Source organism: Candidatus Tisiphia endosymbiont of Parasteatoda lunata, from assembly GCF_964030955.1.
Lineage (GTDB): Bacteria > Pseudomonadota > Alphaproteobacteria > Rickettsiales > Rickettsiaceae > Tisiphia.
This window is the reverse complement of record NZ_OZ035003.1, coordinates 708,672-732,282: the sequence shown is the minus strand read 5'-3', so window position 1 is coordinate 732,282 and position 23,611 is coordinate 708,672. Positions and strand designations below refer to the sequence as shown.

Genomic DNA, 23,611 nt, shown 5'->3' with positions numbered 1-23,611 from the left:
TTTCTAACTTTTAAGTTAGTACATACATTAGGCATTCATGCCGTAATATTAAGCTCTGCACTTGCAGTGCAGAGTGGTTAACTGCTCGTTCTCCCTCATTTTGAACTGTGGCAAACTTTGCCACAGTTGCACTACTTGCTAACTCTCCTTCTTTAAAAATATTTTTAAGATGTTTGGCAATTACTGATTTATCACGCTCAAATATTTGAGACATTTGATTTAATGATAGCCATACAGTCTCGTCATGTAATTTTACATCTACTTTTATTTCACCATTTTCAGTTTGGTAAATAACTAACTGATTATCTTGTATTTCATTCATAATATTATTGTCTTATATTTAATTTATACATTTTTACCCTTGAGTGTTATATTCTAAAAATCTACCAAATCCTGCTTTGAATGATCGTTGCTGTAATACTAGTCTTTCCGGTTTTGTCGCATCTATAAATCATACTACATCAAGATTGTTAAAACTAAGGTTTTGGACATTATGATGCCATTAACATAGCAAAATTCTCAAAAGTAGAAAGATTATCATTAGCTCCAATTATTTGTCTTTTTTGCATCATACGAATATTTTCTATACCGGTAATAGTCATTTCTGCAGAATGAAAACTCTTAAAACCAAGCATTGGCTTTGTACGTTTTTTGATAAACCTATGATCTTGTTCTACAAGATTATTCAGGTATTTGGTCTGAATAACCTTAATTTTATAATCTTTAGGAACTTCTGCAGGAGTTTCGCACTTAGCAAAAAATATGTTAATCTAGCAAGAAAGAGTTTTAGTTAAGCATGGCAAGATCAAAATGTAGCAAAGACTTATATAAATCATTTTTACAAGCAAGTAGCGTAAGATATAGTGGTAAAGCATTATCTGAAGTAAGTCCAATAAACCTATCTCATGATAGTGCAAGTCGATGGTTAAATAGTAAGGATTTCCGCCCTAGCGGGATCTACAGAGAAGTGTCAAAATATATTGATAGGGAAGCTTCTTGTTTATTAGTGGGAGATGACACGTTATTGTCAAAGCAATACAGTAAGAAAATTGAGCTTGTACATTATCAATATTCTGGAGCTGTACATGATGTTATACCTGGTATAGGGATGGTCAACTTACTGCATTACAATGCTAAAACTGATCAATCTACCCCTGTAGATTATAGAATATATGATAAAGAAACTGATGGAAAAACAAAGAATGAGCATTTTTGTGATATGCTTACTTTAGCTAAGGAAAGAGGGATCAATCCTGATGCAGTAGTAATGGATGCGTGGTATAGCGGTTTGGAGAATTTGAAACATATACGTAATTTAGGTTGGACATGGGTTAGTAACCTAAGAAAAAATAGAAAAGTTAATCATAATGTTAGCTTAGAAAGTTTAGAGATTCCTGATGAGGGACTAAAAATTCACCTACGTGGATACGGTTGGGTTACGGTATTTAAGTTTGTGGCAAAAAATGGTCGCATTGATTACATAACAACTAACTTAGAAAATCCAACACGTGAACAAATAGAGAAAATTGTTAAGGCACGGTGGTCTATAGAAGTTTATCATCGAGAATTAAAACAAACTTGTGGTATTGAACGCTGTCAGGCACGCACGGGTCGAGCTCAGAGAAATCATATTTGCCTTGCTGTATTTGCTTGGCTCGATATGAACAAAAGGAGGATAAATGAAAAAATTACTTTATATCAACAAACTTGGGAAGTTATAAAAACATCAATTCAGAACAACATTAGATGCCTTTTAGCTGATTCGCAATTTTGCTAACTGCGAAACTCCTGTTCTGTATTCAAATCATTAAGAGCAGCCGTATTACTACCGCTTTTATCAATTACTACTTTCTCAGGAAAATTATTCTCTCTAAAGGCTTTACGAAAAAATGCAAGTGCTGCAGGCTTGTCTCTATGCTTACGTAGCAGAAAGTCTACAGTATTACCAAGACTATCTAGTGCTCTATATAAATAAACCCATTTACCGTTTAATTTAATATAAGTCTCATCCATTCTCCAACTACTACCAACTGGCTTCTTTCTTTTTCTAACCACCTGATCTATCAATGGTACAAATTTTATAACCCATCTTTGTAATGTAGAGTGATCAATTTTTGCTCCCCTTATACTCATCATTTCTTCCAAATCTCGATAACTTAAAGAAAATCGGCATTTCATATAGACAAATAACATTATTATTTCTGGTGAAGAACAAAATCCTTTGAAATATGATAATAATCTTGCAGTAATACGAAACATCGTATACCTGCAGCAAAACTGCATAACTTTATCTAATGTTTTTGCTAGTATGAATTTTTTATACATTTGGGTTTCATACTATGCAAATACCATCAATTACTATTGAGCAAGTAGCTCAGCAATTTAAAGCCTGGCGTCAAACTAAAACTAATAAGTTTGATCCTATACCAAACCATCTAAAGGAATTAGTTTACCAATTACTCCATCATTATTCTTACCAAGAGATAGCTAAACATCTTAATATTAATAAAGCAACAATCAGTTCAATTAAAAAAGCCCATGAGCCTACCCTCAAAACTTCTCCTGTCTCAACTTCAAATCAAGCTCTACAACAAAATATTAATTTTCTCCCATTTCAACTATTAAATTCTATAGATACCGATCCTGTAGCTGCCCCCAAACAAAATCACTATACTTGTCACATTATTAAACCAAATGGTACCAAACTTATTATCCAAACACTAGAACCAAAAACCATAATTCAGACATTTTTATGCTGCAACTAACCCCGGCGTCAGTTATTTTTGTTGCCACTATTGCCATCGATTTTCGCAAGGGTATCGATGGCTTAATCGCTGTTTGTAGACAAAAACTTTCTTCTGACCCTCTTAATGGTTCCTTGTTTTTATTGTCCCACTTTGGGAGAAAAACCCCGCACTTGCAGTGCGTCGTTTCAACATAAATTTTAAATATCTTATCAAGAAAAGATAAGAATGAATCATACAGATATTTTTTAACAAAATCTTACACTTCACAGATATATTCTTTTTGTGTTGTGACACTTTCTAAATGAGCCATACACAAATAGTTTCTAACTTTTAAGTTAGTACATACATTAGGCATTCATGCCGTAATATTAAGCTCTGCACTTGCAGTGCAGAGTGGTTAACTGTCCCACTTTGGGAGAAAAACCCCGCACTTGCAGTGCGTCGTTTCAACATAAATTTTAAATATCTTATCAAGAAAAGATAAGAATGAATCATACAGATATTTTTTAACAAAATCTTACACTTCACAGATATATTCTTTTTGTGTTGTGACACTTTCTAAATGAGCCATATACAAATAGTTTCTAACTTTTAAGTTAGTACATACATTAGGCATTCATGCCGTAATATTAAGCTCTGCACTTGCAGTGCAGAGTGGTTAACTACAAAACTTACGCTATGTTATCTCAAGTATGACTAAAAACCTTGGCTGAAAGCCATTTTTTCATAGTAAAGAATTTTAATAATATCTCAGTACAAAGCCACTTATCATAAAACATAGCGTAAGTTTTGATTAATCGGTGATATTTGCATAGTAGAAACCCAAATTTATACAATAAATTCATACTAGCAAAAAAATTAGATAGTGTTACGCAGTTTTGCTGCAAGTATACGAAACATCTTAACATCTTTTTTAGATCATTATATCAATCTTTTTTCTATTGTCCAACATATGCGACAGAACCAGAAATGGGTTATGCCGATTCCAAACTGGAACGCAGCTATGGCTCACTTTTTGATAAAATTTGAAGGTAGAATTTAAGCCCTATGAAAAATTTACACACTTAATTGTATACTTGCAGCAAAACTGCGTAACACTATCTAATTTTTTTGCTAGTATGAATTTATTGTATAAATTTGGGTTTCTACTATGCAAATATCACCGATTAATCAAAACTTACGCTATGTTTTATGATAAGTGGCTTTGTACTGAGATATTATTAAAATTCTTTACTATGAAAAAATGGCTTTCAGCCAAGGTTTTTAGTCATACTTGAGATAACATAGCGTAAGTTTTGTAATAAAAACTAGTTGAAAAAGTACCAATTATATTATAACATTTGAAATATTAATAATAATGATAATTAATCAAATGAAAAAACCAAAAGTAGCGACCTTAAGTGCTGAAGAACGAGAAGAACTAATACAACATGTCAAGGACAGTTCATTAACGGGAGATGAACAGCAAACGATAGTAGAACTTGTGAAATTTTGTAATGAGCTAATAGACAAGCTAGCATCATCAAATATCAGTATAAATAAGCTTAAGGAAATGCTGATTGGTTTTAAGGCAGATAACAAAAAAAAGATAGTTCAGATTCATTAAAAGAACCGCCAAGTGAATCTGATAAGGGGAATGGTGGTAATGAAGAAGAGTGCGATAAGCCCAAAAAGATAGATCGTAGTAATTGGCAAGGTAAATATGGGTTTGATGATTATAAGGATGCGAATACCAGCTATTTAACTCCTGAGAATTTTTGTAGTGGTGATAGCTGTCCTCACTGTTGTAATGGCAAACTATATAATAGTGAAGCTAGAAAATTGCTACAATTTACAGGTAATGCTCCAATTACAGTCAACAGATATGTAAAGAAAACGCTACGTTGTAATGCTTGTGATTATATAGTTATGAACAATAAAAATATCAACAAATGGACAAATAGTAGCAGAAGTGCAATAGTGTTACAAAAGACCTATGGTACTCCTTTCTACCGTTTATCTAGGCTGCAAAGTTTAAGTGGTGTTCCTGTGGCATATAGCTCGCTCTGGCAACAATATTTAGATGTTTGGCAAGAAGGTGGTGGAGCTGAAATTTACGGGGTATTATTGGAAATGGCTGCCGAATGTAGTTCACTGAACCTTGATGATACTAGAGCTAGGATTTTAGAAATTACTATAGCCAATAAGAAATTACGTACTCAAAATAAGAAAGGACGCAGCTGTTATACTACTACAATATGTGCTAAGACTGCAAATAATGAGGTGATAGTTTTATATTTTACCGGTAATAGGCATGGTGGAGAAAATATAGGTAACGTACTAAAGAATCGTAAGAATAGAACAGATTCTATCCAATTAATGACTGACGCAAGTAACAATAATAACCCGGTATTATCAGAAGCAGATCAAGAATTACTGGCAATAATAGTGATGATCAATTGTTTGTCACATGGTCAGAGAAAATTTACAGAGAATGAACTATATTACCCTGAAGAATGCGGATATTTTCTCAAACAAACACGAGGGATTTACCACAATGAACATCAATGTAAAGAGATGAGTCCTGAAGAAAAACTTGGGTATCATCAGGAACATAGCAGTAAATATATAGAAAACATATATAACAAAATAGACGAATTATTTAACGACAAGAAAGTTGAGCCTAATAGTAGGCTTGGACAAGCTATGAAATATTGGATAAATAATAAAGAAGGTTTGACCCAATTTTTAAAAATCCCAGTTAGCAATCTTGATAATAATTGGGCTGAGAGATCACTGCGTACCATTATTTTACAAAGGAAGAATTCATTATTCTTTAAAACAATCAATAGTGCTGAGATACATAGTGGTTTGTATAGTATAGTAAAGACTTGTAGTGAGAACGAGATCAATGCCTTTAAATATTTAAATTGGCTACAAGAGCAGAGTAGCAAAGCAAAGAAGCGTCCTGCGAATTATACGCCTTTTGCCTATGCAAGATATATGAATAATACGGAATTAATCGAGACAGCAGCTTAAACGACAGGAAGCCAATCATTAGAGAATTTGGCAGAACTAGGATCACCATTATGAATAAGAATGTGTAAGGTTCTATAACAAATTTGATAAGATGAATTATCAGATGGGAAAAGTTTTGCGGTAAATTTACCTTTGGATAGGCGTTTAGAGCATAGCCAAAAGCCTTGACCGTCAAAGGACAAAATTTTAATGGCAGTTCTGTTTTTATTATAGAATAAAAACAAGGAACCATTAAGAGGGTCAGAAGAAAGTTTTTGTCTACAAACAGCGATTAAGCCATCGATACCCTTGCGAAAATCGATGGCAATAGTGGCAACAAAAATAACTGACGCCGGGGTTAGTTGCAGCATAAAAATGTCTGAATTATGGTTTTTGGTTCTAGTGTTTGGATAATAAGTTTGGTACCATTTGGTTTAATAATGTGACAAATATAGTGATTTTGTTTGGGGGCAGCTACAGGATCGGTATCTATAGAATTTAATAGTTGAAATGGGAGAAAATTAATATTTTGTTGTAGAGCTTGATTTGAAGTTGAGACAGGAGAAGTTTTGAGGGTAGGCTCATGGGCTTTTTTAATTGAACTGATTGTTGCTTTATTAATATTAAGATGTTTAGCTATCTCTTGGTAAGAATAATGATGGAGTAATTGGTAAACTAATTCCTTTAGATGGTTTGGTATAGGATCAAACTTATTAGTTTTAGTTTGACGCCAGGCTTTAAATTGCTGAGCTACTTGCTCAATAGTAATTGATGGTATTTGCATAGTATGAAACCCAAATGTATAAAAAATTCATACTAGCAAAAACATTAGATAAAGTTATGCAGTTTTGCTGCAGGTATACACTTAATTAGAAAGGCTCTTGAAAACAATTTTTAATTTTAGTGCAAATATTAGAATTTTTTTTGTAAAAATTTTATTGTCCCACTTTGGGAGAAAAACCCCGCACTTGCAGTGCGTCGTTTCAACATAAATTTTAAATATCTTATCAAGAAAAGATAAGAATGAATCATACAGATATTTTTTAACAAAATCTTACACTTCACAGATATATTCTTTTTGTGTTGTGACACTTTCTAAATGAGCCATATACAAATAGTTTCTAACTTTTAAGTTAGTACATACATTAGGCATTCATGCCGTAATATTAAGCTCTGCACTTGCAGTGCAGAGTGGTTAACTCAATCATAGATTATGGGGGGCTTTAAATATTTTTGGCGGACGGACTATGTAAAACAGTCCTGATCTAAACAACGGATTAAGACCATCTCTAGAGCAACGCATATGTTGGTGACCTTGCACAACGATTAATTAAACTTTCTACCGTAGACTCAGCTAAATTACTAGTAAATACAATAGACCTATTTCGAAAGTAACCGTCTAGTAAAGGCGGTCTAGAATTATTATTTATTCTAGTATAATATTCCAAGGGAGGAGGTCTACAATTTTATTGGCTTTATAATCCTGAATTGTTGCAAGTACTTTTTGCAAATATTTCCAAGGATTGACATTATTTAATTTAGCAGTTTCGATAATGGAATAGATAATAGCAGCAGTATGACCACCATTGTCTGATCCAGCAAAAAGCCAATTTTTTCGCCCTATGGCAATTGATCTCATTGCACGCTCTGCAGCGTTATTGTCAATTTCTATTTTACCATTATCCAAAAATTTCATCAGTGCGTTCTGATTGTTCAAAGCATAAGAAATAGCTTTTGCCGTACTGCTTTTTTTAGGCAGTTGATCATATGCTTTCCTAAAACCTGTAAACAATTTTTCCACCAGTACTTTAGATTTTTTCGTGCGTTCCTCTAGCCTCTTATCAGGTTCTAATCCTCTTATGTTAGCTTCGATGCCATAAATTTCACCAATCTGCTCCAATATGGCGATAGCAATATTGGCTTTATCATTTGCTATTGTTACTTCGTAAAACTTACGGCGTACATGAGCCCAACATGCTGCTTCCTCTATCTTAGTAGCTGATTTTTCATCATCGATATATAATTGGTTATAACCAGCATAAGCGTCAGCATGCAGCACTCCTGTAAAATCTTTGAGATGCTCAAGCGGTCTTGTCCCTTTCCGATCAGGGCTATAAAAATAGCAAACTGCAACTGGAGACTTATCCCCATGAGGTCTACCATCTGATACATAAGTCCATATTCTACCAGTCTTGGTTTTACCAATCCCAGGAGCTAGAACCCTCACAGGTGTATCATCACCATGTATCTGCTTACTCGAAAAGATACATTGTTGAATTGCTTTGGCTATTGGCTCTAGCAATCTAGCACATTGACCAGCCCAGCTTGCCATTGTTGTCCTCGAAATCTCTACTCCTTCTCTCTCGTAAATTTGCGATTGACGATATAGCGGCAGATGATTGCAATATTTCTGAATTAATATATGTGCCAGTAAACCAGCCCCCGGCTTACCTTTATCAATGGCTTTTGATGGAGGATAAGCCTGTACTATCTGCTCACAATTAATACAAGCACAGCGTAGTCTTATATGTCGTATTACCTTAAATGATGCAGGAACATATTCTAATGTTTCTGCAATATCATCACTTATCTTACGAAACTCTACTCCACCACATGCGTGACACTGGTCAATAGGCTTTAATACCACATCTTCTCTTGGTAAATGATCCGGTAATTTCTGACGCTTTGGCTTCTGTTTACTATCATTTGAAGTGACTATACTCTTATCGGAATTAGCATTATTTGGCTCAGTTTTAAATCCTAAAATTAGCTCGTTTTCTTCTATTTTAAGCTCAAGTTCCTCTATTTGCTTATCTAGTTTCTCTGATGATTTGCCATAACGCTTGGCTTTTAGTAATGCCAGCTGTTCTTTTAATGATTGATTCTCACTGGTTAATGACTGGTTTTCTATAGTTAGTGACTGGTTTTCTATAGTTAGTGACTGTATATTATTGTTTAATGCCGCAAGCATTCTATGCAACACTGCTATGTCAGTAGGTAAGTTATTTAAATTTAAAATCATAACTGTTATAAATAATACACACTATCACGCTAAATCTTCATCCAGCATATTGAGGTCTATTAAACCACTTCGGATTACGCCAGTCAATAGCTTCTATCAACATTGCTAACTAGGCTTTAGTAATTCCAATAGATTGTTTCTCATTAACCTTAGGCCATACAAATTTTCCGCCATCAAGACATTTATAATATAAACAAAAACCTTGACCATCCCACCACAATATTTTTATCCGATCAGCCTTTTTACCCCTAAATACAAATAAGATACTCTTATCATATTGATCAAGTAATATTGATTGGGTCAGTATTGATAAACCATTAATGCCCTTACGCATGTCAGTATAACCGGTACAAAGATAGATTTTGCTATCATGTCCTATATCTAGCATGATCTATCCAATATTTTGACTATCTCCAACAACTTGCTACTACTAACACTACCTTCAATTGATAAAGAAAAATCATTAAATTTTAATTCTGCTTTTTTTAATATTGTGCATTTTGTTTCTTGTACCGTTGTTTTCTGTATTGATAATTCTATAAATTTGTTGCCTGAATTATTTGCCTTTGCCTCTTCCCTTCTTTTCCTCCTTTCCTTACTACGCCATCCATATAATGTCTCTTTCGAAATTCCATAAGACTGAGCAACTTGTGATATAACACACCTAGACACATATGACTCTGAAATTATTTGCTTCCTTTGTTCAGCTGTAATATCTCTCCTACTCTTATTCATACTATTATTCCCTTGTAGTTTCTACTACAGAATAATACTTATATCTTCTTGCTTTTATAGACCACCTTCACTAGACGGTTACTTTAGAAAGGTTTAAAATGCATTTGCAAAACCGCTTTAAGAATGCATTTTTCCTTATATTAAAGCCAATTCGGGATAAGAATTAGTTAATTCTTATCCCGAATTGGGGTAGATTGTAAATTTTGCCATTAGGGCTGTAAAAATCTTTAAAGCTTTTGATTTAAGACGTTGATCTTTTAAAACTAAACTTTCAAATTCTGATTCAAAAAATAACTTATTACTTCCTTCTCCTAGTCCTAAACTATCCAATTGCTTACCTCAAATCTTAAAAAATAAAATTTAATATTATCTTATTTTTTTTAATCCTTGCAATTAAAACTTAAGGCTAACTGTTAGATTTGCTTTCGGCTCGGATGTTTCGCTGTCTACGCTTTACTACTGTCGTTACCTTCAGCTGCACAAGACTCGCTATATGGTGGAGCTAGCTACTCCTTCCATAATAGAATTTTCACCCGTAAGATTAATGCACCTTATCTTGACGTACACACAATCAGTTGGACAGAGCCTAGAGCCTTAATAATTCACATTTTTCCAGTCGGAACGTTTAGTTTCTCCGGTTTTATAAAAAGAAGTTACTTCTTTTATAAAATGTTCAAAATCCGGATTTTCTTTAACGAGCCTATTAGCCATATCCCAATCAATCTCTAATCTTTCTTTAGCAGCAATTAGTATTCGACCTTTTTCTGATTCGTTTATGTTTAGTTAACCACTCTGCACTGCAAGTGCAGAGCTTAATATTACGGCATGAATGCCTCATGTATGTACTAACTTAAAAGTTAGAAACTATTTGTGTATGGCTCATTTAGAAAGTGTCACAACACAAAAAGAATATATCTGTGAAGTGTAAGATTTTGTTAAAAAATATCTGTATGATTCATTCTTATCTTTTCTTGATAAGATATTTAAAATTTATGTTGAAACGACGCACTGCAAGTGCGGGGTTTTTCTCCCAAAGTGGGACAATAAAATAAATCCTATACCGTGCCTAGCAGAAAGAATTTCCAGTTCACGAGAAGTGTTACTATCCTTGCTTTCTACTAGAGAGAAAGCTACTAAATATCCATAGTGAGCCCATGACGAATTTGATAATGCTTGAAAAAAAGATTCTCGTACATTGGAGTGATTAATTGTTACTTTCACCTCAAAAGACCAAAGTTTAGCTTTTATATCCGCATATTGTTTGACGCAATCTTTGATCGGCTCTGCCCAACCTTTCGTCATAGCCTCCATTCCCACTAGGTTGGGATATAACCATTTATTGTCCCACTTTGGGAGAAAAACCCCGCACTTGCAGTGCGTCGTTTCAACATAAATTTTAAATATCTTATCAAGAAAAGATAGGATATTTTTTAACAAAATCTTACACTTCACAGATATATTTTTTTGTGTTGTGACACTTTCTAAATGAGCCATACACAAATAGTTTCTAACTTTTAAGTTAGTACATACATGAGGCATTCATGCCGTAATATTAAGCTCTGCACTTGCAGTGCAGAGTGGTTAACTAGCATTAGTACCACTACGATTTGAAGAACGTTTATCATTAATAGTCATGTTATAAATACTAAGCTCATCCCAAAGAAATTCTGAAAGCTTTAGATACACCTCTTTTTCTTTTATGTTTGACCATTTTTCAGCTTCTTCTATCTCCGCTTGATCAGTTTTTTTAGTAAAATAATATTTGCGCGGACACTCTTGTGTTATTTTAATACCAGGCTCTTGTTTTTGTATGGCTTCATTACGTTCTTTAGTCATTTCTCCACTAAAGAGTACTATAATAATTTGAGCTATTTTTGCTGGATCAGTTACATTGAGTATTGATTTGCATTTACTGTTCTCCGCTTTTCTCTTGACTTCCTCAGGATAAGTTTTTACTAGCCATGCAGCTATTTCTCTAGAAGTAAATTTCCGACCTTCATTGGCTTTAAGGAAACCAATAATTGCTCTGTTACGGTTAAATTGCATAGATACTACTATTTTATAAACTACTAATAAATAATAATCAGAATAGTAAAGAATTTAAATATAACTAATATATAATTCCAAGTTATTATCTTTAAATTTAAATGTAGTTGTAATATTACAACTTATTCATTTTTCACAAATACCCAATCTTTATCGGAAGACTCAGTTTCACTATAATAATAGTTTTGTTTAGAGAACTGTTTTAATTTTTCAGGTACGTTTATAAGATTTTCTGCAATAAAGTTAAGCATGCTTCCCCTAGCTTTTTTGGAGTTTATAGCTATTATTTGTAATTTGTTATTTCTTTTTTCTTTAAAATATATATTAATTATTGGATATTTAAGATCATTTTGATTTATGGCGGAGGAATATTCATTAGAGGCTAGGTTGATTAGATATTTATTTTGGTGAGTTGCTAATATTTGATTTAGATAATTGGTAATATTAATTTGCCAAAAACTGGATAATTTTTCTAAATTTGGCAATTTTGTTGACATTTCTAGCCTATAGGGTTTTATTTTATCTAAAACTCTTAGTGGTCCATATAAACCTGATATAATTAACGTGTGTCCTTGCAAGAAATCCCATTGCTCTTTAGAGAAACTGCGTCTATCAATATTATCATAAACATCCCCATCATAGGCAAATATCGCTTGCTTTTGAGGATGGTTATCGAAATCTTGAAATCTATGATAATTAAGCTCAGCCAGTTTATCACTAATCCCCATTAATTGCCTGATCTGATTTTGTGATAGGCTTTTACATATCTGTAAGAGATACTGCATTTTAGTAAGGAAATGCGGTTGCGTACATGGTAAATCCGGTATTTCCGAGATAAAATCTTGAGTCTTAGCTGGTGAAATTATACTTAGCATATCTGTAGTCTAGACAAGAAATTTACAATTTAACTGATTCAATTAATTTTCTAACTCCATCTACTGATTTATTAAATAGAGCTTGTTCTTCATCATTTAATTTTATTTCCACTATTTTTTCTACACCATTTTTACCAATAATAACTGGCACTCCGACATACATATCTTTTACTCCATATTCTCCTTGAAGATAAGCAGCACAACTTAATATTTTACGTTTATCTTTTAGATAACTCTCTAACATTTCAATAGCAGAAGTTGCCGGAGCGTAATAGGCAGAACCATTTTTAAGTAGTGAAACAATTTCTCCACCACCATTTTTTGTGCGATCTATTATCGCATTAATACGTTCTTTCGTCGACCACCCCATTTCTAGTAAATCTAAAACTGGTATGCCGTTAATTGTCGAATATCTAACCAAAGGAACCATTGAGTCACCATGACCTCCAAGTACAAAACTACTAACATTTTCTACGGAAACATTAAATTCATTGGCTAAGAAAAAATTAAATCTTGATGAGTCAAGTACCCCAGCCATACCAACTACCATATTGCTAGCTAGTCCACTTTCCTTTAACATTACGTAAACCATAGCGTCAAGTGGATTGGTTACAACAATGACAAAAGCGTTCGGTGCATATTGCTTAATGTTGCTAGCCACAGTTTTTATAACAGTAGTATTAACATTAATTAAATCATCCCGACTCATTCCAGGTGAACGTGGTACTCCAGCTGTAACAATTATAGCATCTGAACCTTCTATGTCTTTATAATTGTTAGTACCTTTAGCAATTATATCTGATCCAGTAATTGCTCCAGCTTGTGATATATCTAAAGTCTTACCCTGCGAAGGACCTTCAGATAAATCAAACATAACTATATCAGCAAGTTCTCTAAGACTGATCAAATGTGCAAGTGTTCCGCCAATCTTTCCCCCACCAATTAAAGCAATTTTTGTTCTTTTAGCCATACTTCCTTCTGAAAAGCATTTTATGAATTCATTGAATCAAAAAATTCTGTATTAGTTTTAGTGTTTTTAAGTTTATCAATTAAAAATTCTGCTGCATCGATAGTTCCCATTGGGTTAATGATTCTACGAAGAACCCACATTTTGGTTAAAATGGCTTTATCAACCAATAGCTCCTCTTTACGTGTACCAGATTTAGTAATATCAATCGCAGGGTAAACGCGCTTATCAGCTATTTTGCGATCGAGGACTATTTCAGAATTACCAGTACCTTTAAATTCTTCAAAGATTACCTCGTCCATACGAGAACCGGTTTCAATTAAAGCAGTTCCTATTATAGTCAATGAACCACCACTCTCAATATTTCTTGCCGCTCCAAAGAATCTTTTTGGACGTTGCAGAGCATTTGCATCAACTCCCCCAGTAAGAACCTTACCAGACGAGGGTACAACAGTGTTATAAGCTCTTGCAAGTCTTGTTATTGCGTCAACCAATATTACTACATCTCTTTTATGCTCGACCAACCTTTTAGCTTTCTCAATAACCATTTCAGCAAGCTGAACGTGTCTAATAGCGGGTTCATCAAAAGTTGAGCTAACTACTTCACCACGTACTGAACGTTGCATATCGGTAACTTCTTCTGGGCGTTCATCAATTAACAAAACAATTAAAAATACTTCGGGGTTATTGGTGGTAATAGCATGAGCTATATTTTGCAATAGAACAGTTTTTCCGGTTCTTGGTGGAGCAACAATCAACGCACGTTGTCCTTTACCCATAGGAGCAACCAATTCAATTATTCTTGTACTAAAATCCTTACTATTATCTTCTAGCTCTAGGGATAATTTTTCTTCAGGATAAAGTGGTGTTAAATTATCGAAATGTACTCTATGATATGCCTTAGAAGGGTCTTCAAAATTAACTTTGTTTACTTTTAACAAGGCAAAATAACGTTCTCCTGGTTTTGGAGCTCTAATTTGCCCTTCTACCGTGTCCCCTGTACGTAGTCCAAAACGACGAATCTGACTTGGGGAAATATAAATATCATCAGGACCGGCTAAGTAATTTACTTCTAGAGATCTAAGGAAGCCAAACCCATCAGGTAAAATTTCAAGTACGCCTTCTCCTGAAATCAAATCACCCTGCTCAACAGATTTCTTGAGTATAGCAAAGACTAGCTCTTGTTTTAGCAAAGCACTAGAATTTTCAATATTAAGATTTTCTGCTTGTATTTGTAATTCTTCAGGTGACTTACGTTTTAATTGTTTAAGATTGATGATAACAATACCATCTTTATTAGGATTATCATACTTAGTATTATTATTATAATAAATATCAGGTGATTCCTTATTGTTAGTAACTGTATTTTGGGTCATACCTATTTTTTTTAGATTAGTTAAGATCAAACTTTTCTAGAAACTTTATTCTTTCTAAGTCATTTTGTTGTTAGAATTAATCGAAGGAATTCTCATGTACACCAGTACTACTTACGATTTTTTGATTAATTTTTTTAGTAAAAATTCCTTTCATAGCTAGTTTTGAAATAGGTCTATTGCTTTAAAAACTGGGAAAATCACGAAACCTACGAAAGTCAAGTTACTTAAAGATTAAGGTTAGACTGCTACTCGAATGATTAGACTTCTTGCATAATTCTACTTTTGTTGGTAATTTATTGTCCCACTTTGGGAGAAAAACCCCGCACTTGCAGTGCGTCGTTTCAACATAAATTTTAAATATCTTATCAAGAAAAGATAAGATATTTTTTAACAAAATCTTACACTTCACAGATATATTCTTTTTGTGTTGTGACACTTTCTAAATGAGCCATACACAAATAGTTTCTAACTTTTAAGTTAGTACATACATGAGGCATTCATGCCGTAATATTAAGCTCTGCACTTGCAGTGCAGAGTGGTTAACTCATCGTGCCTAGGCTCGAATTCGTAACGGAATTTGAGTGTGCTGCAAGTCGAGATTTCGTGGCTTCCTTAAATCCTTGCACATAAGTGAACTCTGCAAGAAATTTATTGAAATTAGCATCACAAAATTTTGACAGCTCAGCTAGACTATGTGGACCTAGAGAGCATTCGTATTTCCGAGTAACTAGTCCGTCCGCCAAAAATATTTAAAGCCCCCCATAATCTATGATTGAATAAAATTTTTACAAAAAAAATTCTAATATTTGCACTAAAATTAAAAATTGTTTTCAATTTTATTGAAAAATTTCTGTTTTAGTAAAATTTTTACATGAGCTTGTTGTTAACGATTTTTTTTAATCGTTTAGCAAGTTTTTTAATGATAATTTTTTTATGTAGAGTTAGGCATGATGTGTAAATGATTGGCAATACATCGTAAATTCAAACCTATAGCAGAGATTATTGGATTGATCACATCTCCTATCACACCCTTCAAGAAGTTTCTGCCCATCCTGCCATATTGTTTCAAATGCCCTATTATTGGTTCTATAGCACTGCGTCTCCTGATCATACACTTGTCTTCTTTCAATAACTTTTTCCGAGTTTTTGGGGTATATACCTTACTCTTCTCTTTAACATTGCTGCCAGTATAACCAAGATCAACAAACGATTTTTTTATCTTTATTGTCCCACTTTGGGAGAAAAACCCCGCACTTGCAGTGCGTCGTTTCAACATAAATTTTAAATATCTTATCAAGAAAAGATAAGATAAGATATTTTTTTAACAAAATCTTACACTTCACAGATATATTCTTTTTGTGTTGTGACACTTTTTAAATGAACCATACACAAATAGTTTCTAACTTTTAAGTTAGTACATACATGAGGCATTCATGCCGTAATATTAAGCTCTGCACTTGCAGTGCAGAGTGGTTAACTGTCCCACTTTGGGAGAAAAACCCCGCACTTGCAGTGCGTCGTTTCAACATAAATTTTAAATATCTTATCAAGAAAAGAAAAGATAAGATAAGATATTTTTTAACAAAATCTTACACTTCACAGATATATTTTTTTGTGTTGTGACACTTTCTAAATGAGCCATACACAAATAGTTTCTAACTTTTAAGTTAGTACATACATGAGGCATTCATGCCGTAATATTAAGCTCTGCACTTGCAGTGCAGAGTGGTTAACTATTTTCTGCCATTAAACCCTATTATCTATAAGACTTATAGAGTTTTGCCGGACAGACTAACTAACTTAATTTGGGAATTGATATTAATACTAACTTAATTATTTATATTTATCAAATTATTTTGCGGTTGTCAAACAAATTACACATGGTAGGATAATTTAAAAGTATAACCAATAGTTGATGCACATGTGTATATACTCGGTCAACTTCAAGAATTAAGGTCGTCGTGTCTAAAGCACCATAGTACCCTACATTTTTCTATAATCGTCATAGCAAGGCATCTTTAGATGCCGTGGCGATCTAGGTAAACAGCGAAGCTGTTTTTTTAGAGTAACGCTTCGCGTATCTTAGATTGCCGCGTCGCCGCTTTCAGTGACTCCTCGCTAATAGACGATCAACAACTATTTTAATAGTGGTTATATAAAAAATGTAGGGTACTATGAGTACCCACGCAACAAAGTCAGTCAATTTACCATAACCTTCCTTTATTGTCCCACTTTGGGAGAAAAACCCCGCACTTGCAGTGCGTCGTTTCAACATAAATTTTAAATATCTTATCAAGAAAAGATAAGAATGAATCATACAGATATTTTTTAACAAAATCTTACACTTCACAGATATATTCTTTTTGTGTTGTGACACTTTCTAAATGAGCCATACACAAATAGTTTCTAACTTTTAAGTAGTACATACATGAGGCATTCATGCCGTAATATTAAGCTCTGCACTTGCAGTGCAGAGTGGTTAACTAAAAATATTAAGTTGCTCAGTACCAAAATGTCTTGCATCTGCTTGTAAACTTTCCATAGTTTTGTTAATTACTGTACTGGCATAATCTGATTTAGGAATTGCTTGACCTTTTAACTCTAATATTACTTTTTTAACCGCTTCAATAGCGATCTTATCCTTATCCTTGTTACTTTTAATATCATTTAATACAAATCCCTTTAAACTAGCTTCTAAGTTTGCAAATTGCCTATCTGCTTTTGCCTTGTCATTGTCGTTCATAAGGCTTTTAGAACGTTCTATATTTAAACTAAAATTATCAAGAAGTTCTTCTGTCTTTTTATCAGATAAATTACAGTAAAAACTTTCTACTGCTAATCCAGTCATTGCACTCATAAATGATTCGTTAGTACCAATGAGTAATCCGTTATCTATGGATTCTTTTGATAATTGTGGAATTGGTTGTTTTAGAAATTTAAGTTTATATGTGTATGCCCTTCCTATTAATTTATAGTCACCTTTTTGGTTAAAACCCCCAGCTTCAGCTGGGAAAGACTTCAGTCCTTGTTCTAATATTTCAATTCACTATAACTTGAATATATGATATTTTAATATACATAAGAGCAAGCTCTTATGTATATTAAAATATCATATATGACAGATTATAACAAGACTAGCCACACTGTATTTTACCATCGCTTTCATGTTGTTTGGATCACTAAATATCGCTACAAAAGTATTGCAGGGTAACTTATAAGAATTAGGATCAGAGAGACAGCACAGGCATTAGTAATATCTCTTTAGAGTAATAGCGACTTCCAGTCTAGATATCAACCCACCAGCTTCAGCTGGTTGTTATTGAGTGTCCCACTTTGGGAGAAAAACCCCGCATTTGCAGTGCGTCGTTTCAACATAAATTTTAAATATCTTATCAAGAAAAGATAGGATATTTTTTAACAAAATCTTACACTTCACAGATATATTTTTTTGTGTTGTGACACTTTCTAAATGAGCCATACACAAATAGTTTCTAACTTTTAAGTTAGTACATACATGAGGCATTCATGCCGTAATATTAAGCTCTGCACTTGCAGTGCAGAGTGGTTAACTTATATTTTCAATCTCGTTTTTAGTGTTAACTCTAATAATATCATCTTTTTTGTCTGCTAAATTGCTATCACTTTCGTACCCGGAATCAACAGATCTTACCGATATAGTATCATCTATTCAGAATGAATAGAATCCTTATCACTCTCAAAATTAGATATATTTAAATTACTGGATTCTATAGTTGCTCTATCGTCTGACATAAAAACCTTTCATTATACGCGAATTTGGGATAAGAATTTGTCAATTCTTATCCCAAATTCGGTGAAGTTATAGAAACAATCAGATTTGAGACGGTTCTGCATCTGATTGTTAAATTAATATTTTGCTAAAAACATGATTTTAAAAGATTAAAATCATGTTTTTAGCTTTAGAAAGGTTTAAAATGCATTCGCGTTAGCCGCTTTAAGAATGCATTTTTCCTTATATTAAAGCCAATTCAGGATAAGAATTAGTTAATTCTTATCCTGAATTGGGGTATTATATTAATCATAAAATTAGAAGACATATAATTCCTATTACATAAAGAATCTCTATTGAATTGATGATTCTTGCAAGCATTTTGATGTAGAACAAATGTACTTAACGCATTTCAGAGTTGGTGTTGTTGTATTTTTGTGCAAAACCCTGCTAATATTTATTGTCCCACTTTGGGAGAAAAACCCCGCACTTGCAGTGCGTCGTTTCAACATAAATTTTAAATATCTTATCAAGAAAAGATAAGATATTTTTTTAACAAAATCTTACACTTCACAGATATATTCTTTTTGTGTTGTGACACTTTTTAAATGAACCATACACAAATAGTTTCTAACTTTTAAGTTAGTACATACATGAGGCATTCATGCCGTAATATTAAGCTCTGCACTTGCAGTGCAGAGTGGTTAACTCTTCACAATTGTTTGCCTTCAGCTATAATATCATATGTAGATATTCTAAGAGTTAATTATGTTACAAATTAGCGATAAAATTTTTTCTAATCTTAGTGGGCAGGAAAAATATGATATAATAAGCAGTAAGCAACGTGGAGATTGGGATAATACAAAAGATTTTATTATTAAAGGTAGAGAATGGATAATTGATGAAGTAAAAAAATCAGGTCTGCGAGGGCGGGGTGGTGCTGGATTTTCGACTGGCACCAAATGGTCGTTCATGCCTAAAGATCACCCGAAACCTAGCTATCTAGTGGTTAATGCTGATGAATCAGAACCTGGTACGTGCAAGGATCGTGATATTTTAAGGTATGAGCCACATAAATTAATTGAAGGTTGTTTGCTCGCTAGTTTTGCTATTAGCGCACGTATTTGCTATATATATATTCGTGGTGAATTTTATAACGAATCATCCAATGTACAGCGTGCTATAGATGAGGCTTATGATGCTGGTTTTATAGGTAATAATGCTTGCGGTACTGGCTACAATCTTGACATTTATTTGCATAGAGGTGCTGGGGCGTATATTTGCGGTGAAGAAACAGCTCTACTCGAGAGTTTAGAGGGTAACAAGGGATTTCCTAGACTAAAACCACCATTCCCAGCTAATTTTGGCTTATATGGTTGTCCAACAACTATTAATAATGTTGAATCAATTGCAGTTGTGCCTACTATACTCCGGCGTGGAGCTGATTGGTTTGCTGGAATCGGTAAGCCTAATAATACCGGAACAAAGATTTTCTGTATTTCTGGTCATGTAAATAAGCCATGTAATGTTGAAGAAGCCATGGGCGTACCTTTAAAGGAGTTGATTGAGAGATATGCCGGGGGTGTACGGGGTGGATGGAGTAATCTGAAAGCTATTATCCCAGGTGGTTCATCAGTACCGTTGCTACCAAGGTCATTATGTCAGGATGTTGCAATGGATTTTGATAGTTTAAGGTCAGCTGGTTCAGCACTCGGGACTGGTGGAGTCATTGTTATGGATAATTCTACGGATATTATTTACGCTATTGCTAGGCTTAGTAAATTCTACATGCATGAGTCTTGCGGTCAGTGTAGCCCCTGTCGAGAAGGTACAGGCTGGATGTGGCGAGTTATGATGCGACTGGTACGCGGTCAGGCAAAAATAGATGAAATAGATCAATTATTGGACGTTACAAAAATGATCGAAGGTCGTACTATTTGTGCCCTTGGAGATGCTGCTGCTTGGCCTATTCAAGGGTTAATTCGTCATTTCCGTCATGAGATTGAAGAAAGGCTAGCCAAGCAAGGGGTTTAGTTTAGATTGCTCTGTTACTGTTAGCAAATTAGTATCATATAAATGAAGAAAATAATAGCTCTGAACATAAGTAGAAAATCTCAATTTATTATTGCATTTGCTATAATGGGGTTATTATTGCTTATATCATATCGTAGTCGTTCATCTTGTATTACTTACATGTTACCATCAGAATATTTAAATAATGGAAATTTAGCATATTTCCAATTTAATAATTATAGTTAACCACTCTGCACTGCAAGTGCAGAGCTTAATATTACGGCATGAATGCCTCATGTATGTACTAACTTAAAAGTTAGAAACTATTTGTGTATGGTTCATTTAAAAAGTGTCACAACACAAAAAGAATATATCTGTGAAGTGTAAGATTTTGTTAAAAAAATATCTTATCTTATCTTATCTTTTCTTGATAAGATATTTAAAATTTATGTTGAAACGACGCACTGCAAGTGCGGGGTTTTTCTCCCAAAGTGGGACAATAAACTACAAGAATTACTTCCTAAAAATATTAGATATATCGAACAATATAATATAATTGCCAGTGGACAATTTAGTGTTAACCAATTTAAAAATGCTATTGGGTGTAAAACAGATATTATTGATGTTGATTTAAGGAGTGAGTATCATGGATTCAATGATCTAAACCGGTTCTGTCGCATATGTTGGACAATAGAAAAAAGATTGATATAATGATCTAAAAAAGATGTTAAGATGTTTCGTATTACTGCAAGATTATTATCATATTTCAAAGGATTTTGTTCTTCACCAGAAATAATAATGTTATTTGTCTATATGAAATGCCGATTTTCTTTAAGTTATCGAGATTTGGAAGAAATGATGAGTATAAGGGGAGCAAAAATTGATCACTCTACATTACAAAGATGGGTTATAAAATTTGTACCATTGATAGATCAGGTGGTTAGAAAAAGAAAGAAGCCAGTTGGTAGTAGTTGGAGAATGGATGAGACTTATATTAAATTAAACGGTAAATGGGTTTATTTATATAGAGCACTAGATAGTCTTGGTAATACTGTAGACTTTCTGCTACGTAAGCATAGAGACAAGCCTGCAGCACTTGCATTTTTTCGTAAAGCCTTTAGAGAGAATAATTTTCCTGAGAAAGTAGTAATTGATAAAAGCGGTAGTAATACGGCTGCTCTTAATGATTTGAATACAGAAGTTCCTAAAGATTATAAAATTAAGGTTATTCAGACCAAATACCTGAATAATCTTGTAGAACAAGATCATAGGTTTATCAAAAAACGTACAAAGCCAATGCTTGGTTTTAAGAGTTTTCATTCTGCAGAAATGACTATTACCGGTATAGAAAATATTCGTATGATGCAAAAAAGACAAATAATTGGAGCTAATGATAATCTTTCGAGCCTTTCTAATTAAGTGTGTAAATTTTTCATAGGGCTTAAATTCTACCTTCAAATTTTATCAAAAAGTGAGCCATAGCTGCGTTCCAGTTTGGAATCGGCATAACCCATTTCTTGGTCATATAATCAATTGCCAAATACAAGGTCTTAAAAACGGCATTATCATTTGGAAAAACCCGTTTATTCTTAGTAACCTTACGTAATTGGCTATTGACAGATTCTACACTATTAGTTGTGTATATTACTTTCCTTATCGCCTCAGGGTATCCTAGAAAAACCATTAAATTTTCCCAATGAACATACCAAGATTTAGCAATTTGTGGATACTGTTTACTCCATTTAGCTTCAAAAGATTCTAAAGCAAGATGTGCTTCTTCCTCTGTGCTAGCAGTATATATAGGCTTTAAATCAGCCGCTAATTCTTTTCGGTCTTTATATGATACATATTTTAAACTATTTCTAATCTGATGTACAATACATAATTGATGTTCAGTTTTCGGAAAAACTGCTTCTATTGCCTCAGACATACCGGTTAAATTATCACTGCAAGCAATAAGCATGTCTTGCATACCTCTGTTCTTCATCTCAGTAAAATTACCAAGCCAAAATTTCGCTCCTTCATTTTCACTGATCCACAATCCTAAAATATCCTTCCTTCCAGATAAATCAATACCTAATGCTACATATACAGACTTATTGATAATTCGTTTATCTTGACGTACTTTTACTACTAAACAGTCAAAAAATACTATAGCATATACTCGATCCAATGGTCGGCTTTGCCATATCTTGACATCTTCAATTACATCATCAGTAATTTGACTTATCAAACTTTCGCTAACGTCAGCTCCATACAATTCTTGCATTTGAATCTTAATATCAGATAAGCTCATTCCTTTAGCGTATAATGATATTATTTTATCATCAAATCCTTCAATACGTCTTTGACGCTTCGGAATTAATGCAGGTTCAAATGTACTACTTCTATCCCTTGGAACCTCAATCTCTACAACTCCATTATTTGTTACTAGATTCTTTACATTCCTACCATTACGAACATTATCACTATCAGTATGACAATATTTATCATATCCTAAATGATTATTCATCTCTGACTGCAATGCCTTCTCTACAAGCCGTTTGGTTAATTGTTTTAATAAACCATCCTCTTTAAGTAATGTTGATATATCTGTATCATTATTTATTGTCCCACTTTGGGAGAAAAACCCCGCACTTGCAGTGCGTCGTTTCAACATAAATTTTAAATATCTTATCAAGAAAAGATAAGATATTTTTTTAACAAAATCTTACACTTCACAGATATATTCTTTTTGTGTTGTGACACTTTTTAAATGAACCATACACAAATAGTTTCTAACTTTTAAGTTAGTACATACATGAGGCATTCATGCCGTAATATTAAGCTCTGCACTTGCAGTGCAGAGTGGTTAACTAATAAATCTATCGCTTGATTCATTGCTTCATTTTGTTTTTGGTGCATTATAATTTCTCCTTTTGTTATATTATATTTTTATATAACCTTTGAAAAATTTACACACTTATTTGTACAGAGCCTCTTTCTACTTTTGAGAATTTTGCTATGTTAATGGCATCATAATGTCCAAAACCTTAGTTTTAACAATCTTGATGTAGTATGATTTATAGATGCGACAAAACCGTAC

General features: G+C 33.4%; 32 protein-coding genes and 2 pseudogenes. 9 read left to right on the top strand and 25 right to left on the bottom strand.

The features are described from left to right. Nucleotides 1-10: 10 nt before the first annotated feature. Nucleotides 11-322, bottom strand: coding sequence for a hypothetical protein (locus AAHN00_RS04525; protein WP_342272252.1), 312 nt, complete (start codon nt 320-322; stop codon nt 11-13). Between the two features lie 169 nt (nt 323-491). Continuing rightward, nucleotides 492-716, bottom strand: a pseudogene (locus AAHN00_RS04520) (DDE-type integrase/transposase/recombinase); the annotation flags it as partial. An 80-nt stretch (nt 717-796) separates the two neighbouring features. Here AAHN00_RS04520 and AAHN00_RS04515 point away from each other — a divergent pair. Further along, a complete protein-coding gene (locus tag AAHN00_RS04515) occupies nt 797-1,777 on the top strand; it encodes a transposase (protein WP_342271025.1) in 981 nt (326 codons plus the stop codon). A gap of 14 nt (nt 1,778-1,791) precedes the next feature. On the opposite strand, the pseudogene AAHN00_RS04510 reads toward AAHN00_RS04515, so the two are convergent. After that, nucleotides 1,792-2,259: pseudogene (locus tag AAHN00_RS04510) on the bottom strand (IS6 family transposase); the annotation flags it as partial. Between the two features lie 80 nt (nt 2,260-2,339). On the opposite strand from AAHN00_RS04510, the gene AAHN00_RS04505 reads away from it, so the two are divergent. Next, the gene (locus tag AAHN00_RS04505) at nt 2,340-2,765 is read left to right on the top strand and encodes a hypothetical protein (RefSeq protein ID WP_342271013.1); all 426 of its coding nucleotides are present in this window, start codon (nt 2,340-2,342) and stop codon (nt 2,763-2,765) included. After that, nucleotides 2,753-2,941 (top strand): IS66 family insertion sequence element accessory protein TnpB, encoded by a 189-nt coding sequence (gene tnpB / locus AAHN00_RS04500; protein ID WP_342271559.1) that lies wholly within the window; start codon nt 2,753-2,755, stop codon nt 2,939-2,941. Before AAHN00_RS04505 ends, tnpB (AAHN00_RS04500) begins: the two co-directional genes overlap by 13 nt. On the opposite strand, the gene AAHN00_RS04495 is transcribed toward tnpB (AAHN00_RS04500), so the two are convergent. After that, nucleotides 2,868-3,041 (bottom strand): hypothetical protein, encoded by a 174-nt coding sequence (locus AAHN00_RS04495; protein WP_342271558.1) that lies wholly within the window; start codon nt 3,039-3,041, stop codon nt 2,868-2,870. The two genes, tnpB (AAHN00_RS04500) and AAHN00_RS04495, sit on opposite strands and share 74 nt — an antisense overlap. A 36-nt stretch (nt 3,042-3,077) precedes the next feature. Continuing rightward, nucleotides 3,078-3,302, bottom strand: a complete 225-nt coding sequence (locus tag AAHN00_RS04490; protein WP_342272006.1) for a hypothetical protein — start codon at nt 3,300-3,302, stop codon at nt 3,078-3,080. Nucleotides 3,303-4,119: 817 nt separating this feature from the next. Between AAHN00_RS04490 and AAHN00_RS04485 the strand changes: the two genes are divergently transcribed. Together AAHN00_RS04485 and AAHN00_RS04480 are read left to right on the top strand one after the other, a co-directional pair. Further along, entirely contained in the window at nt 4,120-4,353 is a 234-nt protein-coding gene (locus AAHN00_RS04485; RefSeq protein ID WP_342271086.1) for a hypothetical protein, read from the top strand. Between the two features lie 215 nt (nt 4,354-4,568). Further along, complete coding sequence (locus tag AAHN00_RS04480) at nt 4,569-5,765, top strand: IS66 family transposase (RefSeq protein ID WP_342270935.1); 1,197 nt, start codon at nt 4,569-4,571, stop codon at nt 5,763-5,765. On the opposite strand, the gene tnpB (AAHN00_RS04475) is transcribed toward AAHN00_RS04480, so the two are convergent. From tnpB (AAHN00_RS04475) to AAHN00_RS04445, 7 genes are all read right to left on the bottom strand, one after another. Continuing rightward, the gene (tnpB, locus tag AAHN00_RS04475) at nt 5,762-6,115 is read right to left on the bottom strand and encodes an IS66 family insertion sequence element accessory protein TnpB (protein ID WP_341752109.1); all 354 of its coding nucleotides are present in this window, start codon (nt 6,113-6,115) and stop codon (nt 5,762-5,764) included. The genes AAHN00_RS04480 and tnpB (AAHN00_RS04475) overlap by 4 nt on opposite strands. After that, entirely contained in the window at nt 6,103-6,528 is a 426-nt protein-coding gene (locus tag AAHN00_RS04470) for a hypothetical protein (RefSeq protein WP_342271098.1), read from the bottom strand. The genes tnpB (AAHN00_RS04475) and AAHN00_RS04470 overlap by 13 nt, the downstream gene beginning before the upstream one ends. A 128-nt stretch (nt 6,529-6,656) precedes the next feature. Next, nucleotides 6,657-6,836 (bottom strand): hypothetical protein, encoded by a 180-nt coding sequence (locus AAHN00_RS04465; RefSeq protein ID WP_342271466.1) that lies wholly within the window; start codon nt 6,834-6,836, stop codon nt 6,657-6,659. A gap of 334 nt (nt 6,837-7,170) precedes the next feature. Beyond that, entirely contained in the window at nt 7,171-8,766 is a 1,596-nt protein-coding gene (tnpC, locus tag AAHN00_RS04460) for an IS66 family transposase (RefSeq protein ID WP_342272251.1), read from the bottom strand. Nucleotides 8,767-8,875: 109 nt separating this feature from the next. After that, nucleotides 8,876-9,154: an IS66 family insertion sequence element accessory protein TnpB gene (gene tnpB, locus AAHN00_RS04455; protein ID WP_342272250.1), complete on the bottom strand. Its 279-nt coding sequence runs from the start codon at nt 9,152-9,154 to the stop codon at nt 8,876-8,878. After that, nucleotides 9,148-9,501 (bottom strand): transposase, encoded by a 354-nt coding sequence (locus AAHN00_RS04450; protein WP_342272249.1) that lies wholly within the window; start codon nt 9,499-9,501, stop codon nt 9,148-9,150. Before AAHN00_RS04450 ends, tnpB (AAHN00_RS04455) begins: the two co-directional genes overlap by 7 nt. Nucleotides 9,502-9,675: 174 nt before the next feature. Further along, nucleotides 9,676-9,831: a hypothetical protein gene (locus AAHN00_RS04445; protein WP_341752237.1), complete on the bottom strand. Its 156-nt coding sequence runs from the start codon at nt 9,829-9,831 to the stop codon at nt 9,676-9,678. 560 nt (nt 9,832-10,391) lie between these two features. Here AAHN00_RS04445 and AAHN00_RS04440 point away from each other — a divergent pair. Then, on the top strand, nt 10,392-10,553 hold the full coding sequence (locus tag AAHN00_RS04440) for a hypothetical protein (protein WP_342271320.1): 162 nt from the start codon (nt 10,392-10,394) through the stop codon (nt 10,551-10,553). On the opposite strand, the gene AAHN00_RS04435 is transcribed toward AAHN00_RS04440, so the two are convergent. The 12 genes from AAHN00_RS04435 to AAHN00_RS04380 all read right to left on the bottom strand — a co-directional run bounded on the left by AAHN00_RS04435 (nt 10,492) and on the right by AAHN00_RS04380 (nt 19,046). Next, nucleotides 10,492-10,995 carry a hypothetical protein gene (locus AAHN00_RS04435; RefSeq protein WP_342272248.1) on the bottom strand — a complete coding sequence of 168 codons (504 nt, stop codon included), beginning with the start codon at nt 10,993-10,995 and terminating at the stop codon, nt 10,492-10,494. The two genes, AAHN00_RS04440 and AAHN00_RS04435, sit on opposite strands and share 62 nt — an antisense overlap. Nucleotides 10,996-11,082: 87 nt before the next feature. Beyond that, nucleotides 11,083-11,547 carry a hypothetical protein gene (locus AAHN00_RS04430; protein WP_342272247.1) on the bottom strand — a complete coding sequence of 155 codons (465 nt, stop codon included), beginning with the start codon at nt 11,545-11,547 and terminating at the stop codon, nt 11,083-11,085. A gap of 122 nt (nt 11,548-11,669) precedes the next feature. Further along, nucleotides 11,670-12,422: a peroxide stress protein YaaA gene (locus AAHN00_RS04425; protein ID WP_342272246.1), complete on the bottom strand. Its 753-nt coding sequence runs from the start codon at nt 12,420-12,422 to the stop codon at nt 11,670-11,672. 22 nt (nt 12,423-12,444) lie between these two features. Further along, the gene (gene mdh / locus AAHN00_RS04420; protein WP_342272245.1) at nt 12,445-13,392 is read right to left on the bottom strand and encodes a malate dehydrogenase; all 948 of its coding nucleotides are present in this window, start codon (nt 13,390-13,392) and stop codon (nt 12,445-12,447) included. 20 nt (nt 13,393-13,412) lie between these two features. Then, entirely contained in the window at nt 13,413-14,765 is a 1,353-nt protein-coding gene (gene rho, locus AAHN00_RS04415) for a transcription termination factor Rho (protein WP_341755175.1), read from the bottom strand. 220 nt (nt 14,766-14,985) lie between these two features. Beyond that, on the bottom strand, nt 14,986-15,201 hold the full coding sequence (locus AAHN00_RS04410; RefSeq protein WP_342272244.1) for a hypothetical protein: 216 nt from the start codon (nt 15,199-15,201) through the stop codon (nt 14,986-14,988). Nucleotides 15,202-15,696: 495 nt separating this feature from the next. Then, entirely contained in the window at nt 15,697-16,062 is a 366-nt protein-coding gene (locus AAHN00_RS04405; protein ID WP_342272243.1) for a hypothetical protein, read from the bottom strand. A 109-nt stretch (nt 16,063-16,171) separates the two neighbouring features. After that, the gene (locus AAHN00_RS04400) at nt 16,172-16,315 is read right to left on the bottom strand and encodes a hypothetical protein (protein ID WP_342271455.1); all 144 of its coding nucleotides are present in this window, start codon (nt 16,313-16,315) and stop codon (nt 16,172-16,174) included. Between the two features lie 554 nt (nt 16,316-16,869). Further along, nucleotides 16,870-17,142, bottom strand: coding sequence for a hypothetical protein (locus AAHN00_RS04395; protein ID WP_342272242.1), 273 nt, complete (start codon nt 17,140-17,142; stop codon nt 16,870-16,872). Nucleotides 17,143-17,244: 102 nt separating this feature from the next. Further along, nucleotides 17,245-17,613 (bottom strand): hypothetical protein, encoded by a 369-nt coding sequence (locus tag AAHN00_RS04390; protein WP_342272241.1) that lies wholly within the window; start codon nt 17,611-17,613, stop codon nt 17,245-17,247. 468 nt (nt 17,614-18,081) lie between these two features. After that, nucleotides 18,082-18,243, bottom strand: coding sequence for a hypothetical protein (locus tag AAHN00_RS04385; RefSeq protein ID WP_342272240.1), 162 nt, complete (start codon nt 18,241-18,243; stop codon nt 18,082-18,084). Between the two features lie 623 nt (nt 18,244-18,866). Then, nucleotides 18,867-19,046, bottom strand: a complete 180-nt coding sequence (locus AAHN00_RS04380; RefSeq protein WP_342272239.1) for a hypothetical protein — start codon at nt 19,044-19,046, stop codon at nt 18,867-18,869. 235 nt (nt 19,047-19,281) lie between these two features. On the opposite strand from AAHN00_RS04380, the gene nuoF reads away from it, so the two are divergent. From nuoF to AAHN00_RS04365, 3 genes are all read left to right on the top strand, one after another. After that, entirely contained in the window at nt 19,282-20,547 is a 1,266-nt protein-coding gene (nuoF, locus tag AAHN00_RS04375) for an NADH-quinone oxidoreductase subunit NuoF (RefSeq protein ID WP_342272238.1), read from the top strand. 328 nt (nt 20,548-20,875) lie between these two features. Beyond that, a complete protein-coding gene (locus AAHN00_RS04370) occupies nt 20,876-21,082 on the top strand; it encodes a hypothetical protein (protein ID WP_342272237.1) in 207 nt (68 codons plus the stop codon). 176 nt (nt 21,083-21,258) lie between these two features. After that, complete coding sequence (locus tag AAHN00_RS04365) at nt 21,259-21,945, top strand: IS6 family transposase (RefSeq protein ID WP_342272236.1); 687 nt, start codon at nt 21,259-21,261, stop codon at nt 21,943-21,945. A gap of 22 nt (nt 21,946-21,967) precedes the next feature. Here AAHN00_RS04365 and AAHN00_RS04360 read toward each other — a convergent pair whose 3' ends face one another. Then, on the bottom strand, nt 21,968-23,185 hold the full coding sequence (locus AAHN00_RS04360) for an IS256 family transposase (protein ID WP_342272569.1): 1,218 nt from the start codon (nt 23,183-23,185) through the stop codon (nt 21,968-21,970). Between the last annotated feature and the right edge of the window lie 426 nt (nt 23,186-23,611).

Bases quoted from the DNA above. Each gene is read 5' to 3' on its own strand.
- AAHN00_RS04485 (WP_342271086.1), top strand. From the start codon at position 4,120: ATGAAAAAACCAAAAGTAGCGACCTTAAGTGCTGAAGAACGAGAAGAA.
- AAHN00_RS04425 (WP_342272246.1), bottom strand. From the start codon at position 12,422: ATGCTAAGTATAATTTCACCAGCTAAGACTCAAGATTTTATCTCGGAA.
- AAHN00_RS04430 (WP_342272247.1), bottom strand. From the start codon at position 11,547: ATGCAATTTAACCGTAACAGAGCAATTATTGGTTTCCTTAAAGCCAAT.
- tnpC (WP_342272251.1), bottom strand. From the start codon at position 8,766: ATGATTTTAAATTTAAATAACTTACCTACTGACATAGCAGTGTTGCAT.
- mdh (WP_342272245.1), bottom strand. From the start codon at position 13,392: ATGGCTAAAAGAACAAAAATTGCTTTAATTGGTGGGGGAAAGATTGGC.
- AAHN00_RS04435 (WP_342272248.1), bottom strand. From the start codon at position 10,995: ATGGCTCATTTAGAAAGTGTCACAACACAAAAAAATATATCTGTGAAG.
- AAHN00_RS04505 (WP_342271013.1), top strand. From the start codon at position 2,340: ATGCAAATACCATCAATTACTATTGAGCAAGTAGCTCAGCAATTTAAA.
- AAHN00_RS04360 (WP_342272569.1), bottom strand. From the start codon at position 23,185: ATGTTGAAACGACGCACTGCAAGTGCGGGGTTTTTCTCCCAAAGTGGG.
- rho (WP_341755175.1), bottom strand. From the start codon at position 14,765: ATGACCCAAAATACAGTTACTAACAATAAGGAATCACCTGATATTTAT.
- AAHN00_RS04470 (WP_342271098.1), bottom strand. From the start codon at position 6,528: ATGCAAATACCATCAATTACTATTGAGCAAGTAGCTCAGCAATTTAAA.
- AAHN00_RS04385 (WP_342272240.1), bottom strand. From the start codon at position 18,243: ATGGCTCATTTAGAAAGTGTCACAACACAAAAAAATATATCTGTGAAG.
- AAHN00_RS04450 (WP_342272249.1), bottom strand. From the start codon at position 9,501: ATGAATAAGAGTAGGAGAGATATTACAGCTGAACAAAGGAAGCAAATA.
- AAHN00_RS04365 (WP_342272236.1), top strand. From the start codon at position 21,259: ATGTTTCGTATTACTGCAAGATTATTATCATATTTCAAAGGATTTTGT.
- AAHN00_RS04515 (WP_342271025.1), top strand. From the start codon at position 797: ATGGCAAGATCAAAATGTAGCAAAGACTTATATAAATCATTTTTACAA.
- AAHN00_RS04525 (WP_342272252.1), bottom strand. From the start codon at position 322: ATGAATGAAATACAAGATAATCAGTTAGTTATTTACCAAACTGAAAAT.
- tnpB (WP_342271559.1), top strand. From the start codon at position 2,753: ATGCTGCAACTAACCCCGGCGTCAGTTATTTTTGTTGCCACTATTGCC.
- AAHN00_RS04390 (WP_342272241.1), bottom strand. From the start codon at position 17,613: ATGACTGGATTAGCAGTAGAAAGTTTTTACTGTAATTTATCTGATAAA.
- tnpB (WP_342272250.1), bottom strand. From the start codon at position 9,154: ATGCTAGATATAGGACATGATAGCAAAATCTATCTTTGTACCGGTTAT.
- nuoF (WP_342272238.1), top strand. From the start codon at position 19,282: ATGTTACAAATTAGCGATAAAATTTTTTCTAATCTTAGTGGGCAGGAA.
- tnpB (WP_341752109.1), bottom strand. From the start codon at position 6,115: ATGCTGCAACTAACCCCGGCGTCAGTTATTTTTGTTGCCACTATTGCC.